At 54.1% G+C, this 24548-nt stretch carries 33 protein-coding genes and 1 pseudogene; 11 read left to right on the top strand and 23 right to left on the bottom strand.

What is annotated here, in order from left to right; all coding sequences use genetic code 11:
* Positions 1-63: 63 nt before the first annotated feature.
* The 7 genes from msrA to C1N84_RS10885 all read right to left on the bottom strand — a co-directional run bounded on the left by msrA (position 64) and on the right by C1N84_RS10885 (position 5283).
* Positions 64-600 carry a peptide-methionine (S)-S-oxide reductase MsrA gene (gene msrA, locus C1N84_RS10915; RefSeq protein WP_021506337.1) on the bottom strand — a complete coding sequence of 179 codons (537 nt, stop codon included), beginning with the start codon at positions 598-600 and terminating at the stop codon, positions 64-66.
* Between the two features lie 132 nt (positions 601-732).
* Positions 733-2001, bottom strand: coding sequence for a translesion error-prone DNA polymerase V subunit UmuC (gene umuC, locus C1N84_RS10910; RefSeq protein ID WP_211725515.1), 1269 nt, complete (start codon positions 1999-2001; stop codon positions 733-735).
* A 224-nt stretch (positions 2002-2225) separates the two neighbouring features.
* Entirely contained in the window at positions 2226-3095 is an 870-nt protein-coding gene (locus C1N84_RS10905) for a manganese catalase family protein (protein WP_394541624.1), read from the bottom strand.
* 36 nt (positions 3096-3131) lie between these two features.
* Positions 3132-3647: a ferritin-like domain-containing protein gene (locus C1N84_RS10900; RefSeq protein ID WP_021506332.1), complete on the bottom strand. Its 516-nt coding sequence runs from the start codon at positions 3645-3647 to the stop codon at positions 3132-3134.
* A 27-nt stretch (positions 3648-3674) separates the two neighbouring features.
* Positions 3675-4148, bottom strand: coding sequence for a YciE/YciF ferroxidase family protein (locus C1N84_RS10895; protein ID WP_021506331.1), 474 nt, complete (start codon positions 4146-4148; stop codon positions 3675-3677).
* Positions 4149-4306: 158 nt separating this feature from the next.
* On the bottom strand, positions 4307-4474 hold the full coding sequence (locus C1N84_RS10890) for a con-10 family general stress protein (RefSeq protein ID WP_021506330.1): 168 nt from the start codon (positions 4472-4474) through the stop codon (positions 4307-4309).
* A gap of 317 nt (positions 4475-4791) precedes the next feature.
* A complete protein-coding gene (locus tag C1N84_RS10885) occupies positions 4792-5283 on the bottom strand; it encodes a nicotinamide-nucleotide amidohydrolase family protein (RefSeq protein ID WP_058769659.1) in 492 nt (163 codons plus the stop codon).
* A 232-nt stretch (positions 5284-5515) separates the two neighbouring features.
* Here C1N84_RS10885 and C1N84_RS10880 point away from each other — a divergent pair, with 232 nt between their 5' ends.
* From C1N84_RS10880 to C1N84_RS10855, 6 genes are all read left to right on the top strand, one after another.
* On the top strand, positions 5516-6022 hold the full coding sequence (locus C1N84_RS10880) for a hypothetical protein (protein WP_021506328.1): 507 nt from the start codon (positions 5516-5518) through the stop codon (positions 6020-6022).
* A 12-nt stretch (positions 6023-6034) separates the two neighbouring features.
* Positions 6035-6496: a DUF421 domain-containing protein gene (locus C1N84_RS10875; RefSeq protein ID WP_021506327.1), complete on the top strand. Its 462-nt coding sequence runs from the start codon at positions 6035-6037 to the stop codon at positions 6494-6496.
* 314 nt (positions 6497-6810) lie between these two features.
* Positions 6811-6996 carry a con-10 family general stress protein gene (locus tag C1N84_RS10870; RefSeq protein ID WP_071813571.1) on the top strand — a complete coding sequence of 62 codons (186 nt, stop codon included), beginning with the start codon at positions 6811-6813 and terminating at the stop codon, positions 6994-6996.
* Between the two features lie 473 nt (positions 6997-7469).
* Entirely contained in the window at positions 7470-7715 is a 246-nt protein-coding gene (gene ycgZ / locus C1N84_RS10865; protein WP_021506325.1) for a regulatory protein YcgZ, read from the top strand.
* A gap of 164 nt (positions 7716-7879) precedes the next feature.
* On the top strand, positions 7880-8170 hold the full coding sequence (locus C1N84_RS10860) for a hypothetical protein (RefSeq protein WP_058769661.1): 291 nt from the start codon (positions 7880-7882) through the stop codon (positions 8168-8170).
* A gap of 53 nt (positions 8171-8223) precedes the next feature.
* Entirely contained in the window at positions 8224-8490 is a 267-nt protein-coding gene (locus C1N84_RS10855; RefSeq protein WP_021506323.1) for a biofilm development regulator YmgB/AriR family protein, read from the top strand.
* A gap of 31 nt (positions 8491-8521) precedes the next feature.
* On the opposite strand, the gene C1N84_RS10850 is transcribed toward C1N84_RS10855, so the two are convergent.
* Both C1N84_RS10850 and C1N84_RS10845 read right to left on the bottom strand, forming a co-directional pair.
* The gene (locus C1N84_RS10850) at positions 8522-8722 is read right to left on the bottom strand and encodes a hypothetical protein (protein WP_058769662.1); all 201 of its coding nucleotides are present in this window, start codon (positions 8720-8722) and stop codon (positions 8522-8524) included.
* Between the two features lie 193 nt (positions 8723-8915).
* The gene (locus tag C1N84_RS10845; protein WP_211075038.1) at positions 8916-9215 is read right to left on the bottom strand and encodes a hypothetical protein; all 300 of its coding nucleotides are present in this window, start codon (positions 9213-9215) and stop codon (positions 8916-8918) included.
* A gap of 281 nt (positions 9216-9496) precedes the next feature.
* Here C1N84_RS10845 and C1N84_RS10840 point away from each other — a divergent pair, with 281 nt between their 5' ends.
* Positions 9497-11848, top strand: a complete 2352-nt coding sequence (locus C1N84_RS10840) for a phosphoketolase family protein (RefSeq protein ID WP_394541623.1) — start codon at positions 9497-9499, stop codon at positions 11846-11848.
* Between the two features lie 47 nt (positions 11849-11895).
* Here C1N84_RS10840 and C1N84_RS10835 read toward each other — a convergent pair whose 3' ends face one another.
* The 6 genes from C1N84_RS10835 to C1N84_RS10810 form a co-directional block, all read right to left on the bottom strand.
* A complete protein-coding gene (locus tag C1N84_RS10835; protein ID WP_255412066.1) occupies positions 11896-12018 on the bottom strand; it encodes a hypothetical protein in 123 nt (40 codons plus the stop codon).
* A gap of 78 nt (positions 12019-12096) precedes the next feature.
* Positions 12097-12882 carry a hypothetical protein gene (locus C1N84_RS10830; protein ID WP_058776510.1) on the bottom strand — a complete coding sequence of 262 codons (786 nt, stop codon included), beginning with the start codon at positions 12880-12882 and terminating at the stop codon, positions 12097-12099.
* Complete coding sequence (locus tag C1N84_RS10825) at positions 12882-13079, bottom strand: hypothetical protein (protein ID WP_031279223.1); 198 nt, start codon at positions 13077-13079, stop codon at positions 12882-12884. The genes C1N84_RS10830 and C1N84_RS10825 overlap by 1 nt, the downstream gene beginning before the upstream one ends.
* 185 nt (positions 13080-13264) lie before the next feature.
* Positions 13265-13432 carry a con-10 family general stress protein gene (locus C1N84_RS10820; protein ID WP_021506316.1) on the bottom strand — a complete coding sequence of 56 codons (168 nt, stop codon included), beginning with the start codon at positions 13430-13432 and terminating at the stop codon, positions 13265-13267.
* A 276-nt stretch (positions 13433-13708) separates the two neighbouring features.
* On the bottom strand, positions 13709-14221 hold the full coding sequence (locus tag C1N84_RS10815; RefSeq protein WP_021506315.1) for a GNAT family N-acetyltransferase: 513 nt from the start codon (positions 14219-14221) through the stop codon (positions 13709-13711).
* Between the two features lie 228 nt (positions 14222-14449).
* Entirely contained in the window at positions 14450-15031 is a 582-nt protein-coding gene (locus C1N84_RS10810; RefSeq protein ID WP_150361706.1) for a response regulator transcription factor, read from the bottom strand.
* A gap of 287 nt (positions 15032-15318) precedes the next feature.
* Between C1N84_RS10810 and C1N84_RS10805 the strand changes: the two genes are divergently transcribed.
* Positions 15319-16680 carry an esterase-like activity of phytase family protein gene (locus C1N84_RS10805; protein WP_264441344.1) on the top strand — a complete coding sequence of 454 codons (1362 nt, stop codon included), beginning with the start codon at positions 15319-15321 and terminating at the stop codon, positions 16678-16680.
* 285 nt (positions 16681-16965) lie between these two features.
* Here C1N84_RS10805 and C1N84_RS10800 read toward each other — a convergent pair whose 3' ends face one another.
* Positions 16966-17739, bottom strand: coding sequence for an AraC family transcriptional regulator (locus C1N84_RS10800; protein WP_058769667.1), 774 nt, complete (start codon positions 17737-17739; stop codon positions 16966-16968).
* Between the two features lie 118 nt (positions 17740-17857).
* On the opposite strand from C1N84_RS10800, the gene C1N84_RS10795 reads away from it, so the two are divergent.
* The gene (locus C1N84_RS10795; RefSeq protein WP_264239639.1) at positions 17858-18577 is read left to right on the top strand and encodes a type 1 glutamine amidotransferase; all 720 of its coding nucleotides are present in this window, start codon (positions 17858-17860) and stop codon (positions 18575-18577) included.
* Positions 18578-18718: 141 nt separating this feature from the next.
* Here C1N84_RS10795 and C1N84_RS10790 read toward each other — a convergent pair whose 3' ends face one another.
* Positions 18719-19612 carry a dihydrodipicolinate synthase family protein gene (locus C1N84_RS10790; protein WP_264239640.1) on the bottom strand — a complete coding sequence of 298 codons (894 nt, stop codon included), beginning with the start codon at positions 19610-19612 and terminating at the stop codon, positions 18719-18721.
* Positions 19613-19641: 29 nt separating this feature from the next.
* Complete coding sequence (locus C1N84_RS10785; protein WP_264443700.1) at positions 19642-20328, bottom strand: B3/B4 domain-containing protein; 687 nt, start codon at positions 20326-20328, stop codon at positions 19642-19644.
* Between the two features lie 43 nt (positions 20329-20371).
* Here C1N84_RS10785 and C1N84_RS10780 point away from each other — a divergent pair, with 43 nt between their 5' ends.
* Positions 20372-20974, top strand: coding sequence for a helix-turn-helix domain-containing protein (locus C1N84_RS10780; protein ID WP_059010376.1), 603 nt, complete (start codon positions 20372-20374; stop codon positions 20972-20974).
* A 264-nt stretch (positions 20975-21238) separates the two neighbouring features.
* On the opposite strand, the gene C1N84_RS10775 is transcribed toward C1N84_RS10780, so the two are convergent.
* Both C1N84_RS10775 and C1N84_RS10770 read right to left on the bottom strand, forming a co-directional pair.
* Positions 21239-22018, bottom strand: a complete 780-nt coding sequence (locus C1N84_RS10775; protein WP_264239642.1) for an SDR family oxidoreductase — start codon at positions 22016-22018, stop codon at positions 21239-21241.
* Positions 22008-22133: a hypothetical protein gene (locus C1N84_RS10770; protein ID WP_264239643.1), complete on the bottom strand. Its 126-nt coding sequence runs from the start codon at positions 22131-22133 to the stop codon at positions 22008-22010. The genes C1N84_RS10775 and C1N84_RS10770 overlap by 11 nt, the downstream gene beginning before the upstream one ends.
* A gap of 90 nt (positions 22134-22223) precedes the next feature.
* On the opposite strand from C1N84_RS10770, the gene C1N84_RS10765 reads away from it, so the two are divergent.
* Complete coding sequence (locus C1N84_RS10765; RefSeq protein WP_058769857.1) at positions 22224-22550, top strand: winged helix-turn-helix transcriptional regulator; 327 nt, start codon at positions 22224-22226, stop codon at positions 22548-22550.
* 74 nt (positions 22551-22624) lie between these two features.
* On the opposite strand, the gene C1N84_RS10760 is transcribed toward C1N84_RS10765, so the two are convergent.
* The 3 genes and pseudogenes from C1N84_RS10760 to blaOXA all read right to left on the bottom strand — a co-directional run bounded on the left by C1N84_RS10760 (position 22625) and on the right by blaOXA (position 24394).
* Complete coding sequence (locus C1N84_RS10760) at positions 22625-23104, bottom strand: glutathione peroxidase (RefSeq protein WP_264443697.1); 480 nt, start codon at positions 23102-23104, stop codon at positions 22625-22627.
* Between the two features lie 179 nt (positions 23105-23283).
* Positions 23284-23376: pseudogene (locus tag C1N84_RS10755) on the bottom strand (glutathione transferase GstA); the annotation flags it as partial.
* 214 nt (positions 23377-23590) lie between these two features.
* Entirely contained in the window at positions 23591-24394 is an 804-nt protein-coding gene (gene blaOXA, locus C1N84_RS10750; RefSeq protein ID WP_264441343.1) for a class D beta-lactamase, read from the bottom strand.
* Positions 24395-24548: the final 154 nt, after the last annotated feature.

Genomic DNA, 24548 nt, shown 5'->3' with positions numbered 1-24548 from the left:
GGTCGCGCTAAATGCAGGAAGGCCGTCAGCGATGACGACCTTCCGTGGGGGAGAGCGGGCGGGTTAACCCTGTTTCACCCGGTTAGCGAAGCTTTTACGCAGTTTCTGCAGCTTCGGCGGGATCACCGCCAGGCAGTAACCGTTGCGCTGACCCGCACCATCCCAGTAATCCTGATGATAATCTTCTGCCGGGTACCAGGCTTTCAGCGGCTCGATGGTGGTCACCACCGGCACGCTGTGATCTTCCTGCGCGCGGGCAATTGCCGCAATCGCTTCGGCTTCCTGTTCCGCGTTAGCCGGGAAAATCGCCGAACGGTACTGGGTGCCGACATCATTACCCTGACGGTTCAGCTGGGTAGGATCGTGGGTGGCAAAGCTGATGTCCAGCAGATCGCCGTAGCTCACTTTCTCCGGATCGAAGCCTACGCGAATCGCTTCGGCGTGGCCGGTCGCGCCGCTGCACACCTGCTCGTAGGTGGGATTAGGACGTTCACCGCCGGTGTAACCACTTTCGACTGACTCGACGCCAATCACATCTTTAAATACTGCTTCGGTGCACCAGAAACAGCCACCCGCGATAATCGCATATTCGGTTGCCATTGTTTTACTCCTGTCAGGGCGAAAGCGTTAGAGTGGGGGTTCAGCACGCTGAATTCAAGCCGCTTTCTGTTAACATTTCGGGCGCAACGTCGCGCTGCTTAGCCCGCCGCGCCTTGCTTATCGCGCGCAGCGTCATTTGGCCTTCACGCGCGGCACGTCACTAATACGCGTGGTGTAAGCCGGAGACAGCATGTCGCGTTTCATTGCCCAGGGTTTCTGGATCCCCTGACCGGCAAACCACAAAGCACCGCGCTGGTGGGCGTTGATCTTATCCATCAGCGCCATCAGCTGATCGCTGTTACGGCGCGGCTGATAGTCAGCAAACAGATCAAGCTGCGCCACCCCGTCGCTGAAAAAGTCGCCCAGCATTACGCCGCCTTTCAGGTAGCGCTTGCCGGGGATCCAGATGCGATCCAGACAGTTGAGCGTGGCCTGAATAATGTCGCGGCTGTCGGCGGTAGGGGTAATCAGCGTCTGGCTGGCGGCGTTGGCATAGTAGGGCTGATGCGGATCGTGCGGGCTGGTGCGGATAAAGGTGCCGATGTAGCGGCAATACTGACGCTCGCTGCGCAGTTTCTCCGCTGCGCGTGCCGCATAGCTGGCGATGGCTTCGCGCATATCCTGATAATCGGTAATGCGATCGCCAAACGAGCGCGAGCAGAGGATATTTTGCCGGTGCGGAATCACCTCTTCAAACGCCAGGCAGGGTTCGCCGCGCAGCTCGCGCACGGTGCGCTCCAGCACCACGCCGAAATGCTTGCGAATCAGCGCAGTGGGCGTCTCCGCCAGCTGCAGGGCGGTTTGAATGCCCATCAGGTTCAGCTTGCTGGATAAACGGCGGCCGACGCCCCACACTTCCTCTACGCCCACCCGCTGCATCAGGCCGCGCTGGCGCGCCGGATCAGAGAGGTCCATGACGTTTTCGGCTTTGGTCCAGCGTTTGGCCGCCCAGTTAGCCAGCTTGGCGAGGGTTTTCGTTGGCGCGATGCCGACGCCCACTTTCAGGTGCGTCTCTTTCCACAGGCAGTCACGTACCTGCTGTCCAAAGCGCGTCAGCGAGGTGTAGCCTTCAATTCCGCTGACATCAAGAAAGGCCTCGTCAATCGAATAGACGTCTACGCGCGGCGCCAGCCGGTCGAGCGTCTCCATCACGCGCGCCGACATGTTGCCGTACAGCGCATAGTTAGATGAAAACACCACCACCTGATGACGCATCAGCTCGTCGCGATGTTTAAACCAGGGCGCACCCATTTTGATGCCGAGCGCCTTCGCTTCGCGGCTCAGCGAGATAATGCAGCCATCGTTGTTTGACAGCACCACGATCGGCCTGCCGCGCAGATCCGGGCGAAACACGGTTTCGCAGCTGGCGTAGAAAGAGTTTACGTCGACCAATGCATACATCATCGGCACCCTGAAAATACTGTATATAAAAACAGTATAGGTCAGATGCAGGAAAAATGAGAAGCAGAAATCAATCTGTCTGGCCAGGTTGCTGGTGGGGAAAAGAACAGGGTGGTTACAGACAGCAGGACGAAAAAACGGCGTTCCCCTCAGGGAAACGCCGTGGGCCAGGGGCCAGTTACTGCGCGAGAAAAAAACGCGTCACTGCCTGGTCTGACTGAACGTCAGGGCGACTTCTTGCTGCCCGCTTCCGCGCCGGTGATCGGATCGATCAGCGGGTCGGATGCGGTGCGTGCGGCCAGCGCATCGATGTCGCGCTGCTCATCCGGCGACAGCATCACGGAGGGCAGACCATCTCCGCCGTCAACGGCTGGCTGCGGATCGGCCACATAATCGAAGTTGTCATCGGAGTTCCAGCTACCGCGCACGTCATCACCTTCCGACATGTTGTAGTAGTTGTGCGCATACTGCTCAATTGGCGGCAGCTTGCCCGGTGGGAAGTTGTCGCGAATGGAGTACAGCGCTTTCTCAAATGAAAGCTGGTGCGCGGCTTCACGCGTCATCAGGAAGCCTAACGCATCCTTCACGCCGACATCGTCAGTGACGTTGATCAGGCGTTCATAGATGATTTTGGCGCGCGCTTCGGCGGCGATATTAGAACGCAGATCGGCTGTCACTTCCCCGATGGTATCCACGTAAGCCGCGGTCCACGGCACGCCGCCGGAGTTGGTCAGCGGCGGACCACCGCCATAAAGAATCGAAGTCAGATGGCTATCGTTACCGGCACCCGTGATTGAGCGATACAGTTCGCCTTCCTCTTCAGTGCCTTCGGCCAGCTTGCCTTTGGCGCCTTTATTGAGCATGCCAACCAGCGAGCCGATAATCTCAAGATGGCTGAGCTCCTCGGTAGCGATATCCATCAGCAGGTCGCGGCGTCCTAAATCCTCATCGCCCAGGCCCTGGGTAAAATAGCGCATGGCCGCAGCCAGTTCGCCCTGCGGACCGCCAAACTGCTCTAGCAGCAGATTGGCCAGGCCCGGGTTCGGCGCACTGACGCGCACCGTATACTGCAATTTCTTAACGTGTCGAAACATAGCTCACCTCAAAAAGTCTCTTACGAAAAGAGAAAATCAGCGTTTCGCTTTCGCGTCCGGGTCTTCGCTGCGCAGCAGGAACTGATCGGTCAGTTCAGGCATGTGCGTTAACATCCAGTCCGCCATCGCGATCTCCTGTTCACAGATCTGTTTAAGAATGGCCACGCTCTCCTGATCCCCGGCACGCGTGGCGGCGCTGATCAGGCTGGTGTAACTGCCAATCTCGGCATTCTCGAACACGTAGCCGCTGATAGCGCCTTTCACCACTTCGTCTTCCGCGAAGGTACCGCCAAACGCCTGGCCCATGGCGGCCATTTTCCCCATCACGTCTTTCACGCTGGAGTGGGAAATACCGTGGCGGTCGAGAATGGATTCCAGCAGAGACTGCTGCTGACGGGTTTCTTCGATATGCTGCTCAATGCGGGCCCGCAGTTGCGGGTAGTTTTCCAGGCGTTTTGCCATCTGCTCGAGCATGGTTTCGGCCTGTTTTTCCATGGCGTGAGCGTCGCGCAGCCAATCGTGATAATGCGAGAGTGCGGATGTGGTCGTCATATCTACCTCCGTTGTACGGCAGTCGCGTTACTGTTTTTCCGCGATATCCGTGAGTTTTTCATCGGTGGATTTTTCTTCTGCCAGCGTGGCAGCCAGCAACTCTGCGGCCTGGTTGAGCTCCAGCTTTTTCGCCATGGCCACCAGCGTGCCGTAAGTGGCAATTTCGTAGTGCTCAACCTTCTGCGCTGCGCCGATCAGGCCAGCATCGCGCACCGGGCCGGCTTCGGTGGATTCAATCAGCTCCTGCGCTTCTTCGACCAGGCCTTCCAGCGCGTGGCACTTCATACGCATGATGCGCAGCTCATCGTGGCTCTCTACGACCTGATCGAGGCGCTCAATTTGTCCCTGGGTCTCTTCCAGATGTTGCTGAAAAGCGTTTTTTAAACTTTCATCGGAGGCTGCCCGGACCAGTTTGGGTAACGCACGGGTGATCTGTTTCTCCGCGCTGTAAACGTCCGAAAGATCGTGAATAAAAAGATCAAGTAGCGATTTAACTTTCATGAAATATTCTCCGAATCGGTGATTAACGGGAGGCTGAAGCCATTAAGTGATAACGCGATTAAAGAGAGGGAATGAAACGAAGCAATAAATCCCTGTCATCCTGTTGATGACGGAGCATTCCCTGCTCCGAGACATTCCTTACTCTGCGTTACAGCGCATCAGGAATCGCGATGGCTATTCTGTCCGCCTTTTTTGCCGGCTTCGGACGCTTTCTCACGGTCGTTTTTGAAATTACCGCCGCTGTTTTGTCCGCCTTTTTTACCCGCTTCAGATGCTTTCTCTTTGTCTTCTGCGAAATTACCTGAACCGCCTCTATGCTCTGTCATACTATTACCTCGTGATGAGTAATAAATAACATGACGCATCTGCCGCCATGCATGTTTTGCACACTTAATACTAATGCAGGCTGCCTCACTGACAAGCGCGACGGTTATATTTTTCACGCCTCGCTAACGCTATATTAATGAGAAGGCTGGAGATTGTGGTGTAAAATAACCACGCTATTTTTAGCGAGCCGGTCCATATTACGGTCTCGCTTTTAACCCGCCTGATGATTATTTATGCTCAACACATTTTCCTCCGGTGGGAATTTTATCCGCCCGGCTTATTTATTTACGTTTAATCATTGAACGGCGAAGCGGCGCTAAATAGCGTCGAGCAGACGGTTCAATTCCGCCAGACTAAAAAGGGTTGCTTTGCGCACCACTTCTTCACCTTCACCTGAAAACCACTGCCGGCTGGTGTGCACGCTGCCATCTGCCAGACACCATGCAAACCACACGGTGCCGGCTGGCGTGCCGTCCTCACCGCCGTCCGGGCCGGCATAGCCACTGACGGCAATAGCCAGCGTATCCCCGGAGAGCTTTTTCGCGCCGCAGGCCATCTCCCGTACCGCGGCTTCACTGACGGCGGTATCACGCGCCAGCGTCTCTGCGCTGACGCCCAGCACGCGCTGCTTCGCCTGATTGGTGTAAGTAATAAAGCCGCTGCTGTAAAAGCGGCTACTGTCGCTGGCGGCCGCCAGCGCGGAACCGACCCAGCCAGAGGTGCAGGATTCGGCGGTGGTGACGCTCAGGCCGGCGGCCAGTAATTTATTACCCACTTCGGTCGCTAAATTAACCAGTTCTTCATCCATATTCTGTATCCCTTGTCAGAGTGAAATTAATAAACGCCGTCTCTGCCGCTGCTCATATGCATTGCCAGCGGCGTGCATCCGAATTATAGGAGTAATTTCTGCACCGCTGCTCAGCCGAATTAAACTGTTACCGAAGCTCCCGGCGTTTACCGCTAAGCTTAAAATTCAGAACGAAGAGGGAATAACCGGAGCGACATGATGTCAGCTAATTAACTGCAAGAGGAATAACACCATGAAGAAAGATGAGTTAGCCAGCCGTGATTATCCGGTGCAGGAGGATATGCGCTGGCAACGCAGGGAGAGCGTTATACAGCGTATCGGTGAATACGTGCTAATGGTGATTGTGATCCTGGGTGCCTGTGGGTTGTTTTCCAAAGGCATATTAAGCGACGGACAGGCGCAGTCGGCTGATGGTTCCGTCAGCATTCGCTATGAACGTTTTGGTCGCATCGACAGCAATATGAACCTGCGGATTCGCGTGGCACCGCAGAGCGGCGAGCATTTCACCGTCACGCTAGGCAGCGGCGCGTTAGACGATTTGCAGATCCAGACGCTACAGCCACAGCCACAGCAGGCCATCACGCGGGATAACACGCTGCAGCTGACTTACGCCAGCGAGGCGGCAGAAGGTCATGTGATCTGGCTGGGGATTCAGCCGCAGGCGGCGGGACGGGTTGCGCTGAGCGTGCACGTCAATCATCAGGTACCGGTAAAGGTATCGCAGTGGATTTACCCATAAAAGGAGAGCGTTATGGAAACGGTATTACGCGCAGCCGCCATTTATCTGTTGTTAATGGTGGTATTTAAAATTGCCGGTCGACGCACACTGCTGCAAATGACCTCATTCGATTTGATTCTGCTGCTGATTATTAGCGAAGCCACGCAGCAGGCATTGCTGGGTGATGACTTTTCCGTTACCGGTGCCAGCCTCACCATCATTACCTTAATCACTATTGATATTGTGCTGGGCAAACTCAAAGCGCGCTTTCCGCTATTCGAACAAATGGCGGAGGGAGGACCGCTGATTCTGGTGGAGCATGGCCGGATATTAACGCAGCGGCTAAAAATGTCGGGCATCAGTCGGGAAGATATCCTCGAGGCCGCGCGTTCAGGTCAGGGACTGGAACGCATCGATCAAATTAAATACGCGGTGCTGGAAGTGAGCGGTCATATTTCCATCATCCCGGAAAATTCAGATAAAACTGAAAAATAGCAACAATCTCTCAATACTTGTTTGTGACGCAGATCACGCTTTTGTTAATTAATTGATTTTATACCACTAAAATTATTTTGTACAAGTTTGAAAAAAAAATCTTTACAAGCAACCCGCTATAAGCGCAGCGGTGAAAATAACCATTTGCGCATGGCTTTTTGTCAGCGCAAATATGCATATTAAATGTTGTTTTATCTCCAATCCCATCCATATTGTTCCTGTGTGGAGATATTCTGTCGTTTAACTACTTAATTATTTTTATCAATGGGGTGACATATGACACAACGACGTGGTGGTGCAGGATGGGGTGACATATGACACAACGACGTGGTGGTGCAGGTAATTTTGCAGAAAATACCGAGCGTGCTCGCGAAGCGGGTAAAAAAGGCGGCAGCGTCAGCAGCGGGAATTTTAAAAACTGTCCTGAAAGGGCAGTAGAAGCGGGCAGACGCGGTGGAAAAGTAAGTCGTCGCGGCAAAACCGCAGCGGCGGAAGCTTAAACTGCCTTCTTTAATATAAATGCAGTCAGCGTAATCAGTTAAGCTTCCCTGAGGCGGCTTAATCGGTAACGCAGCGGCGCAATTCAGGGAGTGGTCCATTGCGCCGCACGCATTTTATATCACCAGCTGCCGTGCTGCAGGGAACGAAAAAATGACGCGCGGTAATATCTGATAAGCGCAGCGGTTGCAACCACCAATAACGATTGTTAGCGCGAGAGGAAATAAGTAACAGGCAGATTAGGTGGCACTGATAACGAAGCGATACGTTATCGACTCATTATTAATGTGGACCTGATCGGGCGTTGGCGATGTTAAAAAATTTCAATTTATGCATGGGTTAATAACTTTTCGGTAGCACTTTTTGCAACAAAAAAAACCCATTCTCTTGTTTATCCTCTTGTACAGATTTTGAAAAACTTGTACAACTTAGCCAGAACATTTTTCTGACAATTTAATGTTAACGGGAGTCACTTATGCGCCAGAACGGATACACTCCGAACTCAGTCGAGGCGATTGCCAACTATTTTAGCAAAGCCACGCTGCCTTCGCAGCAGGAGACGCTGGGCCAGGTCGTGGTCGAAATCCTGCGTGAAGGCCGTAATCTGAACCGTAAATCGCTGTGTACTAAGCTGCTGCGTCGTCTGGAGCTCGCTTCTACCACGGAAGAAGAGCACCATTATCACCAGCTGATTGGCTTGCTATTTGAACGCGAGAGCTGAGAGCGAAGCGAAAGCGTCCAGGTTGTACACACGAAAACGCCATTCTGATAACGTATCACTGCATGTATGACTTGTGACGGGCTGTATCGCGCCGCAGGATAGCGGCGCTGTTTTTCTGTCGCGTTCCCGGTCGGGGCAGGCAGCATGCAGAGATTTATTATGTTATGAACAGAAGCGAACACCAGACTCTTATTGATGAGATCATCGGCGAAGCGGCGTTAACGCTGCTGCAGCGTTCCGGGCCGGTCACCACCCAGGCGTTGCTTGATGAGCTCCACATTATGCAGCAGCAGGCCAGCGATGATGCGCAGGCGGCTGCGATTCGCACGGCAATCGATGAAGTCCGGTCGAGCATGACGGCTGGACAAAAGCGGCGTGGCGAACAATCGGATCGCGATAATGTGCATCCGCTGTTTGGCCACAACGGTCAGGGTGGCGGCAGCCGCAAGCACTGACTGACAGTTAAATTATAATCTGACTGTATTGCTCACAGTACGGGAAAAGAACGATGTCGGAGAATCACTCTCTCTATTCTGCGCTGCCGGACACGGAACTGGCGGCGCATTTTCGCGATGCCGGAGTGGCATTGAGTGAAGAGGCCGCGGTACTGAATGATGTCATTCGTAGCGTGCTGGCCAGCGAAGGCCGCGTCAGTAACAAATCCATCATTCTATGTCTGATTATGGCGCTGGAAGCGACACAGGACGAAGCGCAGGCAAGTGTGCTGCGCAGAACGCTGGAAATTGTGGTGGGTTATACGCCAGACGACGCCTGAGGTAGTGGTCCCCGCGCAGGCGGGGATCGGTTCAGTGCATAAGATCTGCCAGTAGCCTTATTGCGGCATCGCAGCGATGCCGGAAATCCTCATCACGCGCTTCTGCTTTCATCGTATGCAGCACCTGCGTCACGTCATGTATCCTGAATACGCTACCTTCCCTGATAAATTCCGTCACCGCGATGCCTATCAGCGCATACAGATCCGGTGCAGGACGGTTAACTTGTTTCACGTCACCTCCGGGACTTGTATATCCGTACAGTGTTACACAGGTGATAACAACCCAACACCTTTTTCTGCTGTCAGTGAAAATGGCACAGGTTATTAGTCAGACACATTGCCAGGTGTTATCACGCTGCGCGAATAGTAATACGCTGCTGTAGCAGACTCATGCAACTAAAAAATGGTTAAGCATGCCGATAACTCTATTTTAGCGCTGCGCTTATTGCGCCCGGAACATTCACCGACACGCTGCGCGGCGGGCGGGAATTATCGCGCCTGCTGCGACCGAGATTAAATTTATGCAGCCAGCTGCGATACTGCCTGATTAATTCCTGCGCATTTTTTTCATCACTGACGCGACAAATAAACAGCTGGCTCATGGTCTGGTGCTCAGCCGCCGTGGCGTAGATCTCGCAGGTCATCTCGCGTTGCTGCAGTTCAATCGCCGTAAAATGTAACTGCGGCCACTGCTGCAGTCGGTTAGCGAACATTTTGTAGTCCATTTTAGGATCCTTTTATTTTTCTATTTTCTACTGGTATTACCTGTAGAAGGCACAATAGACCAAAAGTGAAAAAGCGCCAGTTTTGCGGGTCACGACCCATTAAATAGTGCACAAAATGGAAAAAATATTTACGTGTACAGCTTTTACCGCTGCGCTTATATTTTCGTGAAAGATTGAATAAGCGCAGCGGTTAATAGCAACAGTGCAGAAATACCGTCTGGCTCGCAGCATCGCCTATCCTCTATTAGGGTTAACTGATGGCTAACCAAAGGAGAAGAGGCATGACCAATCCGAGTGCCGCCGATGAACTGGCGCTGATCGATCGCTACTGGCGCGCCGCCAATTATCTGTCCGTCGGGCAAATCTACCTGATGGCCAACCCGCTGTTACGCGAACCACTGCAGCCCGGGCATATCAAGCCACGTCTGCTCGGCCACTGGGGCACGACGCCCGGCCTGAACTTTATCTATGCGCACCTCAACCGCATCATCCGCCAGCGCGAGGTGGATCTGCTGTACGTCTGCGGCCCGGGGCACGGCGGGCCGGGGATGGTGGCGAACAGCTGGCTCGAAGGCAGCTACAGCGAAATCTATCCGCACGTCAGTGAAGATGCCGCCGGTATGCAGCGGCTGTTTAAGCAGTTTTCGTTTCCCGGAGGCATTCCCAGCCATGCGGCACCAGAAACGCCGGGCTCGATTAATGAAGGCGGCGAGCTGGGCTATTCGCTGTCGCATGCGTTTGGCGCGGTTTTCGATCATCCGCAGCTGATCGTACCCTGCGTGATTGGTGACGGCGAAGCCGAAACCGGGCCGCTTGCCGCCAGCTGGCACGGCATCAAATTCCTCAATCCGCAGCGCGATGGTGCAGTGCTACCCATTCTGCATCTGAACGGCTACAAAATTGCCAACCCGACGCTGCTGGGGCGCAGCAGTGATGACGATCTGCAGCAGCTGTTCAGCGGTTACGGTTATGAGCCGCTGTTTGTCTGCGGGCACGAGCCGGCCGACATGCACCAGCAGATGGCGGCAGCGCTGGATAACGCGTTTGATAAGATTGCCGCTTATCAGCAGCAGGCACGCAGCGGCCAGGCAGAGCAGGCGATCCCGCGCTGGCCGATGATTGTGCTGCGCAGCCCGAAGGGCTGGACCGGCCCGAAAGAGGTGGACGGTAAAAAGGTGGAAGATTTCTGGCGTGCGCATCAGGTGCCGGTGGCGTCGTGTCGCGAAGACGCGTCGCATCGGCAGGTGTTAGAGCAGTGGCTGCGCAGCTATCAGCCGGAGGATCTGTTTGACGAGGCGGGTAAACTCAGGCCGGAACTGCGTGCGCTGGCGCCGCAGGGGGATAAACGCATGAGCGCCTCACCCTATGCCAACGGCGGCCGGCTGCGACGCACGCTCAACACGCCGGACATCCGCGAGTTTGCGCTCGACACCGGCGCGCCGGGCAGCCAGCGCGGCGAAGCCACTAAGCAGTTCGGCCACTACCTCAGCGCGATTTTTCAGAGCAACGCCGATAACTTCCGGCTGTTCGGGCCAGATGAGACCGCCTCGAATCGCCTGACGCCGGTTTTTGACGTCACCAGCCGCAGCTGGATGGCAGATATCGAACCGTATGATGAGCAGCTGGCGCGTGACGGTCGGGTGATGGAAATTCTCAGCGAGCATCAGTGTCAGGGCTGGCTGGAGGGCTATCTGCTCACCGGACGACACGGGCTGTTTAACTGTTATGAAGCCTTTATCCATATTGTCGACTCGATGTTTAACCAGCACGCCAAATGGCTGAAGGTGACGCGCAAACTGGGCTGGCGCCAGCCGATCTCCTCGCTCAACTATCTGTTGTCTTCACATGTCTGGCGCCAGGATCACAACGGTTACAGCCATCAGGATCCCGGTTTTATCGATCACGTGGCGAACAAAAAGGCGGATATCGTGCGCATCTATCTGCCACCGGACGCGAACACCCTGCTGTGGGTGGGCGATCACTGTCTGCGCACCTGGGATCGCATCAACGTGATTGTCGCCGGCAAGCAGCCGTCACCGCAGTGGCTGGACATCGACAGCGCCATTGCCCACTGTGAGGCGGGTATGGGCGAATGGCGCTGGGCGAGCGATGACGGCGAGCCGGACGTGGTGATGGCCTGCGCCGGCGATGTGCCCACCATGGAGACGCTGGCGGCGGTGGATCTGCTGCGAAACTATCTGCCCACGCTGCGCATTCGCGTAGTCAACGTGGTGGATCTGCTGGCGCTGCAGACGCAGCAGCAGCACCCGCACGGCAAGTCGGAAGAGGATTTCGATGCGCTGTTTACCCGCGACAAACCGGTAATTTTCGCCTTTCATGGCTATCCCAGCCTGATTCATCGTCTGACCTATCAGCGCAGCAATCACGCCAATTTCCACGTGCACGGCTTCAACGAAGAGGGCACCACCACCACGCCGTTTGATATGACGGTGCTCAACGAGCTGGACCGCTATCATCTGGCGCAGGCGGCGATTTTGCATGTGCCGGGCCTGGCCGATCGCCATCCTGAATTGCTCGACGACCTGCAGCAGCGCATCGCGGAGCACCATCGCTATGTGCGCGAATACGGTGAAGACGTGCCGGAAGTACGTAACTGGCTGTGGCCGGGCTAACCCGACCCGGGCGCGAAAAAAAACCGCCTGAAAAGGCGGTTTATGGTTTATTCGGCCTGTTTATCCCCGGATTCAGGCGCGCTGGTTTCGTCATCTTTCGGCTTCTGGTCGGGGCTGTTTTTACGCGGATCGTAATCCGGCTGGTCGCCGTGAACGGGACGATCGGTCATTTTATACTCCTTAACGGTTACCATGTGAACCCGCGCCACCGTTGCCAGCTGCGCGGATGTAAAGGGTGGCTGCGCGGCTCAGCCCGGAACATTCTGCCGCTTCTCTGTGTGCTGATGTTTCCCCATAGCCAGTGCGCTGGCGCTGGCCGGATCGAACAGCGACAGGCTTTCAATCTGGTCGACCATCAGCACCTTACGGAACTCCAGCGCGCTTTTGGGTTTGGAGACAAAGCTAATCTCGTGCTGGTGATACCAGCGACTGTAGTTATGCTCAATCGCCAGATTCAGCGTGCGCGAATCGCGGTAGCCGCTGAGCATCGGAATCAGCACGATATTGGCGGTGCTGGGATATTCAAAGGTGGCAGCGTGAATCATGCCGATGTAGATACGGCGCGATTTCAGCGTGACCCATGCCAGTTCGCCTTCTTCCATGCAGTGCAGCAGCAGTTGTTCAATACCGTTAGAGCGGGACAGGCGCTGATATAGCTCTTTGCGACTGCCGGCGGTCAGCCGCGCGCTGCCGGAATTGGAACGATACACACAAAACAGCACGGCAAACGCCAGCATGATCACCACCGGTGCCTGAATGCCGAGAAAACTCCAGGTCATGAAATCGACGTGCCAGCGCGCATGGAGATCGGCAGACAGCGCCAGGCTGTTATTGATGGCCGATGCCGCCAGCAGTAGCAGCCAGACCAGGCCGGTGGCGACCACGCCCTGAACGACAAAAATGCAGCCGTACAGCGCAATGAGAAAATAGACGTCCCAGCCAAAGGAGCGTTTTATTTTCAGGCGGCTGGACATATCGCGACTGGTGTACCAGTAGCCGCAGACCATCAGCACCATAAATATCGCGGTTCCCATCAGATATCCTTTAAGCGCTTAATATGATCGGCGAAGTCCTGCTGTACCTGCGGGCTGAGGGGATTAACCGAAGCGTTACCGTCTTCGTCAATAATAATCCGGTCACCTTCCTGAATGGATTCACGAATATCCTGGCGGCTCATCACCTGCAGTAATGATTCCGGACTGGAAAAAAGAGAGGTAAAATAGCGCAATATCACGTCAGGCTGTTCCTGTAAGGCAATAAATAGTTAATTGATCATATAACGTTTTCTGCCAGATTCAGGCGGTTTCAGAGTTATCTGTTAAACGTGAGGAAAGTCAGCGCAGGGTAAGATAATAATCCGGGGGTAACGGCGCGCTCCCTGCGCCATGGCCGCCTCATCCTGTGCTGGCCGGCTAATCACGAGCCGCGATTGCTGCTCTGACCGCCTTTTTTACCGGCTTCGGACGCTTTTTCGCGGTCGTTTTTAAAGTTGCCGCCGCTGTGCTGTCCGCCTTTTTTACCGGCTTCTGATGCTTTCTGTTTATCTTCTGCGAAATTACCTGAACCGCCTCGATGCTGAGTCATAATATATCCTCTTCATGAGTAATAAATAACATGACGTTGTTGCGCTGTCATGTGCGTGTTGCGTATTTAATACTAATCGCTGGTGCTATTTCTGCAAGCGTGACGGCGCATAAAAAAGGGCGTTTTTATTTTTTATCTTAGTTTGTTGAAATAACAATAGTTCTGCGCTGTCGCTGCGCTTATTTAAAACTTTTGCGGCGGTGAAGTAATAAAATGAAACACTCCAGTGCACCCAACCGGCCGGGCCAGACAGCTGACCCGGCGCCGTGAGCCACGCTAAATAACCATGCCTAAAATCTGCAGGATGCTCTGCTGCGAAGCAGTAATAAAAGGAATGTCTTTGATGTGCTGCATGCCAAAGGCTTCATAAAATTTGCGTGCGCGCACGTTCTCGCCCATCACTTCCAGCCACAGATAGCCTTCCTGCTTATCGCGCGCGGCGTGGATAATGCTTTCGAACATGCGCCGGCCATAGTTTTTACCGGTTTCCTGCGGATTGAGATAGAGCTTATTCAGCTGGGCACCGCTCATGCCGGAGTCCGGTACCGGCGTATTCCAGGTCACTTTGGCAAAGCCGATGGGTTTGTTGGTTTCGGCAATCAGCCAGCTTTCGTTGGGGGCTACCAGGCTGCTGCGCAGTTCGGCCAGGCCGTACTCTTTGTCGATGAATTCATCCAGCTCGGCTTCGGAGACCCACATATGTTTGAAGTGGGCGCTGTAGGTCATGCGCCCCAGCTGATGCAGCAGTTCGGCATCATCAGGCTGCGCGTTGCGTATGGTGAATTCCATGCCAGTCTTCCTTCAGTTTTTATGTTTTATCCTGCGTTACGGCAGAGTGGGGGTGTCAGCGGGCATCCTGCCCGTACAGGTGACCCGTCATTATGCGCGAATCAAACCGGGTGTCATCCCTTTTGCGGTAAGGAAATTGGCTGAATGTCTTGATTTTTTAACAGGAAAGGAGGCAGGCGCAGGATGTCCAGCGGGCTGAACATCCTGAATTGAGGCGGGAGGCGCGAATTAAAAGCCGTAGCTGGTGAGGCGATGGTAAAAATCCATGTGGTTTTTACACCCCAGCTTGCGTGAGATGGTGTTCTTGTAGTGGCTGATGGTCTTATTGCTGAGGTGCAGCGCATGCCCGATCTCAGTCATGCGGCGCGGACCCGCCAGCCAGCGCAGCAGCGTGAACTCGCGCTCGGTCAGCACATCGGCGTTGCCGTGCGGTGCGGCGACGGTGGCAACGTTTTCCGGCGTCAGCACCGCACTGACCAGCGTCGCCAGCGGGCATTTTTTACTCAGGATCAGCGCTTTCTTCAGGTAGCGGGCGACGTAATTCAGCACGGCTTCATCGCTGATGTCGGTGAGAATCACCAGCTCGACGCCCGGTGTTTTGAGCTGCATCAGCAGCAGGCTACGCAGCGTCTCTTCCAGGTTTTTATTGGCAAAATGCAGCTCGCTGATTACCACGTTACGCCCGCGTCCGGTGGGGATCGGGTCATCCGGCGAGGTGAGCGTCAGGCAGCTTATCATCTGCCCGGAAAAATAGAGGCGCAGACCTTCCGTAATCCAGCGGTCGCTATCCATAGTGAAGATGTTCAGCATTGTTTCCTCCTGTGCTCGCGGTTAACCCATTTGAACGGAAACCGCGCTGAGCCGATATCAGACGGCCTGCGTCAGGTTGTAGGAAAAGGCTGAGAAATGTCTGGCAGGGCTGAGCTGCAGGAGGACAACAGGAAAGCCGGTTCCTGATGAATGAAGCAAAACCGCTGCGGTTGCGAACCGGGGAGATTGCCCGGGAGGATGTCAGCCGCCACTGTTGCTCTGCCATTTCATTTTCCTGTCATTTTTAGTCTTTAGGGTGTCAGCTCCTCTGTATGGACATGAATAATATGAAAAGAAAAACGCTTCCCCTGATTCTCGGTTGTACCCTCTCGTTATCCACGCTGGCGGCGCAGCCGCCAACCGAACACTATAGCGTCACTTTTCCTGAGAGGACGCGCGTCAGCTACAGCGGTGCGTTCGCCAGCGCGTTTCCGGAGGGTTTGCCGGTAGGCATCGGTTCCGGTTTGCTGTTTACCGGCAGGCAGGGAGATACGCTCAACTTTGTGACCGTCACCGATCGCGGACCGAATGCCGACTCGCCTGACATGGGTAAACAGGAGTCGAAAATTTTCGTCACGCCGGACTTCGCGCCGCTGCTGATGAATATCCAGGTGAAGAACGGCAAAGCGCAGGCGACGGACGCCCGACCGCTGCACGACGCAAAGGGCAATATTAACGGCTTGCCGCTGCAGAATGGCGTCATCGGGTCAACCAATGAAATCGCGCTAAGCGATAAGTTGCACGTGCTGCAGGGCGATAACCGGGGTCTGGATACGGAAGGCATTACGCTGGACGGGAAGGGCGGATACTGGCTGTGCGATGAGTATGGTCCGTTCCTGATTAACGTTGATAAGCAGGGCAGGATCCTGGCGATTCACGGGCCGCAGGCCATGGAAGGGGAAAAATCGATCGCGGGTGGTCTGCCGAACGTTCTTAAATGGCGCCAGCCAAATCGTGGCTTTGAAGGGATCACGCGCATGCCGGATGGACGCATCATCGCCGCGGTGCAGAGTACGCTGGATATCAACGGGAAAAGTAAAAAGCAGGCACGCTTTACCCGCCTGGTTAGCTTCGATCCGGCCACCGGGAAAACCGCGATGTATGGTTACCCTATCGACAGCAAGGCGTACAGTAAAAACAGCGACGCGAAAATTGGCGATATCGTGGCGATCGATAATCAGCACATCCTGCTGATTGAGCAGGGCAGCGACAAAGACGACGCGATGCGTAACCTTATCTATAAGGTGGATCTCAGCCAGGCTAGCGATCTGGCCGCATTCGATAAGGCCGGTGACTACCCGGAGTTTGACGACGCAAAAACGCTGGCGCAGCGCGGCATCGTGCTGGCAACGAAAACGCGGGTGGTGGATCTGCGTCAACTCGGCTGGCAGCAGGAGAAGGCCGAAGGGCTGGCGCTGATCGACAGCAACACGCTGGCGGTCATCAATGACAATGACTTCGGCGTGAAAATGGTGCTGCAAAATCCGGTGGAAGGTAAGAAGCGCAAGGATTATCGGGTCAACGACCAGGGCAGGCTGACGGTAGATGACAAGCCGGTTGCCACCACCATCAGCGTGAAGCCGCTGGATAAAGCCAGCTCGGACAGTGAGTTGTTTATCATAACGCTGGCGGAACCGCTGCAACCCTAGAGGCTGCCGTGCTGGCGCTGAACACCGGTGCCAGCACGAAAATGCTAAAGGCTGAATGACCCCCCTTGCTTCATCGGGGGGCATCGTGGACCCGGGTTTAACAGGATGTGGAAACTCAGGGTGGCTATTGCTCAGGTGATTAAGAGACATCGCCTGATAAATTTACCCTGACACAGCGCACAGCCATTAAATGGCCTGAAACGGCAGCGTCAGTTCCTGGGATAAGGCAGACTGACTCACAGGAAAATGTCTGTCTGGAGCGAGAAGCAGGCATTGATTCATAGATCAAGGCAAATAATCGCGCGGCGTTGCATTCAGGATGGAACGAAAAGCAGCGGTATAGGCAGCCGGACATGAAAAACCGAGCTTATAAGCGACCTGTTTGATAGGGATGTTATTCGCAAGGAGATCTAACGAAGCATAAATTCTTGCTCTTTGCTTCCAGGTTCTGAAACTAAAACCCGTATCCTTAATAAACAATCGCGAAAAAGTACGTTCAGACATTGACGCGATAAAAGCCAGATCGCTCAGTGGTATTTCCCAGCGATGATTTACCACAAGTTCTCTGGCCGCAGAGAATAATCGCTCATCACGTGGCATTGGAAGTTCCGCAGTAAGAGAAGGCGCTTCGCTGAGTATTTCCAGAAGCAACAGTGCCATTTTCCGCTGGCTCGGTCTGTTGTAGTTATCACTGAACAGACCGGTTATCAGTTCTTTCACCAGTGGCGTAGCCGTAATGACATGCACCTGGTCACTCTTCGCAAAATTTGTACATTCCGCGATAAGGCTGCCACTGAAATAGACGGCCCTGAGATCTGTGTGAGACAGCAGATTGTAACTATGTATCTGCAGAGGCGGTAGCCACAATGCACGCTGAGGGGGGATAACCCAGCGGTTGTTTTCCGTTTCGACCAGCATAACGCCTCTGGTTGCATAGAGGAGTTGCCCTTCAAGGTGATGATGAGGAGGATCGGTTTCTCCTCGCTGATAGCTAATCGCTGTGCCGGACCAGCCAGTGGATGCTTCATGTCTTGGCGCTTTATCTATACTACCTGGCATTTCAGATTAGGGTCCTGCAACTATGATGCTGCCTCGAAACCATCCGGTGTACCAACTCACTGGATGAGTGTGTCGTTTATCGGTCAGATTATCACAGGTATAACAGGAGCCTATCCTTATGCGGGTACACTTTATCGTACATGAAAGTTTTGAAGCGCCAGGGGCTTATGAAACATGGGCCAGAAATCAAGGTCATAAGGTGACTTACTCGCGTGTATACGCAGGCGATGAGCTACCCGTGGACGCCGAAGGTATTGATTTCCTGATCGTGATGGGCGGTCCGCAGGACCCGTCCACGACCCAGAGAGAGTGTCCGTACTTCGATGCGAAAGGCGAGCAGGCGCTGATTGCTGCTGCTGTTAAAACCGGTAAAGCCGTTATCGGTATCTGCCTTGGCTCACAGCTGATCGGTGAGGCGCTGGGCGCGCCGTTTGCTCACAGCCCTGAAAAAGAGATTGGTAAGTTCCCGATCACGCTAACTGAAGAGGCTCGCGAGGATGCGTTGTTTTCTCACTTTGCGAAGTCGCTTGAGGTCGGTCACTGGCATAACGACATGCCGGGCCTGACCGCGGATGCAAAAATCATCGCCTACAGCGAAGGCTGTCCCCGCCAGATCGTTTCCTATTCAGATCGCGTCTTTGGTTTTCAGTGCCACATGGAACTGACGCTGGATGTTGTAGAACGGCTCATCGCTCATTCGCAGCAAGACCTGAGCCGAGCCGCAGAGTATCGCTTTGTTCATACGCCAGAAGAACTTCGTGCGCACGACTACAGCGAAATGAATCAGGTACTTTTTGGCTTCATGGATAAGCTCGAAGCGCGTTACAAATCAGCTTAAACACCGCTTTATGCCCGGTGATGTTTATCTCCGGGCATTCTTTATCAGAAGCTGATACATGCAGGCACCATGACCTTTTGTGCACCCTTCAAACCCTACTTTCTATCAACGTCCTGGTGCAGGACCGATTCCGCCGGCGCGTTACTTCAGGTCCAGAGCGGCCATCACTGCTGCTACTTCTGCCACCTCTGCGGCCGATAAGGGTAACAGTGGGCGAGGCAGACAGTCGGCATCGGTCAGCCCCAGTATGCCTGCTGCCGCTGCAATCACGCGGATACTTCCGCCATGCTTACGGAACAGCTCCCATAAAGGTTTCAGGCGGTGAGTTAAGGCAGTAACGCGTTCAGCGTCGTTAATGGCTGCGGCCTGCGTAATTTGTTTAGCGGTTTCCGGGAAGATACCGCCGCAAACGGAATACCAGACTTCGCAACCGGCATTCAGCCCCAGCCCGGCACTGGCGTCACCACTAATACCCAGGGTCACGCCAGGACGAAGATGTTGTCGTAATGCAGCGACGCGTTCAGCTGCAGCGATGGGGGTATCCGGTACTCCCGGAATTTTAATTGAGCGAATACCTTTCAGTGACGACAGCTGCCCGAGCAGTTCGTCGGTAAAGCGGAAATGCGTGGTGCCGGGGTTGTCATAAACACAAACCGGTACTGAAGCATGGCGGGTAACCGTCTCAAAGAGGGCATACACCTCTTCATTACGCAGCGGCTGGTAACTCATCGCCGGCAGCAGCAGCGCATCCGCGCCTGCGGACTGCGCATCTTCAGCCAGATGCAGTACGGCATCGGTACTGATAGCACCCACGCAAACCATCACGGGAATCTCCCCGGCAACCTGACACGCCAGCGTTGCGCTGCGTTTGCGCTGTTCCCTGCTCAGGTAAGCATAGCTGCCGGTTGAACCCAGAACACCCAAAGAATCGACACGGGCTGCCGTCAGGCGAGCCAGGATCTTCGTGAATCCCTGTTCATCGACACCACGCGCGGTGACAGGCGTTAACGGGAAAGCAGACAAGCCGGTGAACATGCAGAGTCTCCAGAACTGAGTTAAAGGTGTTACTCGCCGATGAGGGTGACGTTACACTGCCGTCCGGGCATCATTTCTTCAAGGCCGTCGGTCAGCATCTTTCCAGCTTCATGCAGCTGATCGAGCGGCATCTGCGGCAGACTTTCCAGAATAAACCACATGTGTTGCGCTTCAACGCTTAAGCGAGTCCTGATTCCCTGCCGCCAGTTCCAGCGACGGCAGGTTACGCCGGCATCATCACACCAGACGACTTCGCCAGGCGCAGGATATTCCACCGCCATAACCCCTTCTTTCATGGTATCAAAGGGTTCCGTGCCTGTTGCCACCGTCAGGCGAGGTGCACCCTTGTACGCGGCAATATTTTCTCCCCCTACGGGCACGGCATAACGCAGACTGACAGCGTTATAAAGATCAACGACCGGATCGAGCGCGGGCAGGGTGCCATCGCGAAGCACGCGTTTGCGTAGCGCATCAGCAGAACAGGGCGTGCGTTTGGGTTTGGCACCAAATTTCTGAAACACATCTGCCCATGCGGCCAGATGGGATTCAGCCCAGTCGGGGGAATCTGACAGCACCGCTTCACAGGCCGCCTTCAGTGCCGTTACCCCGACGTGCGGATCCACGACAGGCGCTGCCTGTACACTGATGCTGAGCGCCCGAAAACCGGGGGCGATTTGATAGACTTCAGGGGAAATTGACGCAGATACGATTAACACGCGATAATCCTGTAATGACCATTTTATTTCATAATAGCGACCAATGACCAAAAAAGTCAATTTAGTGACCTTTGCCGGCGCAGATGTCAACACGGTTAATGAAGCCGTATCCCTGCGGATTAAGCAGTTTCGTAAACAAAGAAAAATTTCTCTCGATGAGTTATCCCGCAAAGCCAGTGTCAGTAAGGGGATGCTGGTTGAGATAGAAGGGTGCAAGGCTAATCCCAGCATTGCGCTGTTATGCCGGCTTGCTGCTGCCATGGGCGTGTCCGTGGCGGATTTTGTTGATGTCAGCGCCAGGCCAGATGTGCACATCATCGCTGATACGGACATCCCCGAACTCTGGACAGGAGACAAAGGGGGAAGCGCCAGGCTGCTGGCCGGCTCAGGTGGACCCGATATGCTTGAGCTGTGGCTGTGGGAAATGCGGCCAGGCGAAAAGTTTGAATCACCCGGGCATACCTCAGGCACGCTGGAGCTACTGCACGTAAAATCCGGAACCCTCACGCTTGGCGTGAAAGAGAGTGTATTTCAGGTAACGGCGGGATTTTCCGTTACAGCCAAAACCGATGTTCCACACTTCTATGCAAACCAGGGGGAAAACACGCTGAACTTTATCATGACGGTGAATGAAAAAGCGTCATAAACGTTTTTCAATGGACGGCCAAAGAAGCCCTGATTTGTGCACAAATAATCATCCTTATTTTCGCTATACATGTCCGTTTCGGCCACCAGGCGGACTGCGTATTCGCCATGAGCGAGGAGCGGATATTAGCGACAAAGAGCCGGGGAATATCACACAGCGGCCAGGTCGATATCGCACATGGCTTGATCTAATAGCCGCTGGCGCCTTATTAAGGTATATAAAATATCCGGATCGCTACCCGAATGGGTCGATGAGGATATCTGACTACACCGTTGGAATAGTACCGCCATCGATGACAAATTCAGTACCGGTGATCGCGGCAGCATAAGATGATGCGAGGAAGACAATGAGATTAGCTACCTCAATGGGTTGGGAAGGGCGTCCCAGCGGAATACCGCCAAGTGCCTTCATGATGATCTGCTTACCGCCTTCGTAATCTGTTCCTGCCTGCTGCGCCAGCCGTTCCGCCATGGCCACTGAAGCTTCGGTTTCGATCCAGCCGGGTGCCACGCGAACCACCCGAACCCCCTGCGACGCAACCTCTTTCGACAGGCTTTTACTGTAGGCTGACAGCGCCGCTTTCGCTGCTGCATAACCCGTGGTTGATTCTGGTAAGGGCAGTTCTCGCTGGATAGAAGTGACATGGATGATCACTCCGCCCCCCTGCTGCAGCATGCCAGGCAACAACGCACGATCTAAACGTACCGCGGGCAACAGATTAAGATTGAGCTCCTGTTGCCACTCCTCTTCACCCAATGCTGCAAAGCCACCACCGGGTGCGGTAGAACCGCCGGCCACATGAACAATGATGTCGACGCCTCCCAGATGTGTCTGAACGGCTTCCGCGACTGAGTTACACCCTGTAACCGTGGTCAGGTCTGCCGTTACGAAAGCGTCTGCCCTACATTCTGCGGATGCGTGGCGTGCGGTTGTTAATACTGTTGCACCCAGCTGTTTGAATAGCCCAACTACCGCTTTACCCACACCTTTGGTACCCGCAGTGACCAATATGCGTTTACCGTTGAAATCGAGATCACATGGCATTGAAGAATCTCCGGTCTGTTGATGTGGCAGTACCATAATCAGTAATGCTGGCAATATCGCCACCCTTGCTGAGCGCGAAGTCATCATAAATAGCGAGCGGTAATGTGAATGACATAGACCTGTACTCCCTTTGTTTACAGTACGGTCATATTCCACATAGACTGTTAAATTGACAAGTACGCACAAAAAAGTGAGTTACTGAATGATGAGTAAGTTATACAGTCCGGAATCAGCCGCAAGCGGAGTGGAGCAGGTTATTCAACTGCTGGAAGGGCGCTGGAAATTAATCATCCTTTTTCATCTGTTCGACGGCAAAGTACAGCGCTATTCAGATTTTGAAAAATTAATTCCCGGTATTTCGCAGAAGATGCTGGCGCAACAACTGAGACAGCTGGAAGCCGACGGTATAGTGTCGCGGATGGTGTATCCTCAGGTGCCACCGAAAGTGGAATATCGACTCACTGAATGGGGACAGGCACTTTGTCCTGCTCTTGATGCCATGCTGAAATGGGCGGAAAGGCGCCCGACTTAACCAGCCTCCCGCCGGATGCCATCAATTTCCGCTGTGCTCTAAAATTAATGCTGCGAATCCGGTAACGCTCTACCTTAAAGTGCAGCGAGTATCGCGGCTTCCATTTTCTCCGGGGGCGTGATCGGTGCAAAGCGTTTCAGCGGTTTGCCGTCGCGTCCGATGAGAAACTTGGTGAAATTCCATTTAATCCGTCCGCCCAGCACGCCGGGTAGTTCCGCTTTCAGATAGCGAAATATCGGGTGCGCTGCGCTGCCGTTAACCTCGACTTTGCCGAACATCGGGAAGCTTACCCCGTAATTAACATGACAGGTTTGTGAGATGTCATCAGCGTTTCCCGGTTCCTGCTTACCGAATTGATTGCAGGGATAGCCAAGCACCACCAGACCCTGTGCGGCATATTTCTGATAGAGCGCTTCAAGGCCGGCGTACTGGGGCGTAAAGCCGCAATGACTGGCGGTATTCACCACCAGAACCACCTTGCCAGCGTAGTCGGCCATAGAGATAGGTTGACCGGTCAGGCTGGTGGCCGAAAACTGATAAAAAGAAGGGGGCATGTCAGTGTCCTCAAAACAGCACAGGTTCGATGTTGATGTTGCCACGCGGGCCCAATAGCGGGCTTCATAGCCTGGCGCGCACAGCATAACTTTCTGCGCGCCGTTGTCACAATAACACTGACATCTAACTTTGCAGACAGAGCCTGGTCGCTGGCACAAAACTCTGTCTGCCAGTCTCACTAAGACGCCTCTGCCAGCAACGCCGCCTGCACAGTTGGGCGCGCATTGATCCGTGCCATATACGCCAGTAGCGCAGGCCAGCGATTCACCGTCAGTTTGGACTGGTGTGTTCGCCATCCGGTCAGTCTTCTGTTGCTGCGCAGTCACTGCTGACGACGCTGCGTAAAGAAAGATAAGCGGCGGTCCGGAGGTCACTTCATCGGCTGGCTAACCGTCAGTTTCATAATGAAGGACCTCGCCGCAATCTGTCAGCCGCATGAAAACCGGGAGGTTAATAAAAATCCGTGGCATCCATGTGTTACGCCATCACGGCGCAATGACCGCCGACATCTGCTTCAACACTTCGTCACGTGCTCTCAGGCCAGCATTCGGCGTTAACACCTGTTCATCCTGAATCAGTTTGGCAAAAACAATTTTTTTCCTGCCTTTGGTCACCCAGCCGACATACCAGCCATAGGCATGGTGCGGATCGTATTGATTATTTTTCCCCGGCGAGCCGGTTCCTGTTTTGCCGTGCACCGTCCAGCCCTTAACGCTGACGTCGTAGCGGGTAATATTATCTGTCATGTCATAGGCATGCTTGTTTACGTGCAGCTCACGGTTAACGACTTTCCTTAAAAAGCCAATCTGCTGAACCGGTGAAATCTGCAGGGATGACATAACCCACACCCCATTCTGACCGGGGGCGCTGACGTCAACGGCGGAAACATCTTCGTTTCCATAAGCAAACGCCTTTACATAGTCTTCAAAGCGATGTTGCCCGATTTTTTTAACAACCTGCTGCGAATACCAGAAGACCGAATATTTTAGCCACGCCGTAGGATCGATTTTATTCATCCAGTTTTTACCGCCCCAGTCCGGGTATCCTTGTTGGTAATCCCAGGCGGGTTCCTTTTCATTTTTCAGCACGCCGGCATCAAATCCCATCAGGCTGATGGCTATTTTAAAGGTGGATGCGGGTGTGACTTCTCCACTGCAGTCGTTGCCACTCTCCAGCAGGACTTTGCCTGATTCAGCGTCAACAATCAGGGTGCACAGGTTTTTGGCGAATGCCTGCTGTGAAAATAATATCGCAGCAACAGAGGCCATAACGGCCAGACGGGTTTTCATTGATAATTGAATCCAAAGTTAAATGCTAACGTAATTCAGAACCTGAGAAAGGGCACTGAACGCGGTCAGGCTGTGCATCAAGAGACTGGTCACGCCACATCCCTTTATCATCTGCAAATTATCGCGTCCGGTGTGCTTATTAATAACCCTGAGC

It is taken from the genome of Pantoea sp. SGAir0418 (assembly GCF_043529865.1).
The sequence above is the reverse complement of the archived record's forward strand: the minus strand, read 5'-3'. Positions and strand labels throughout refer to the sequence as shown.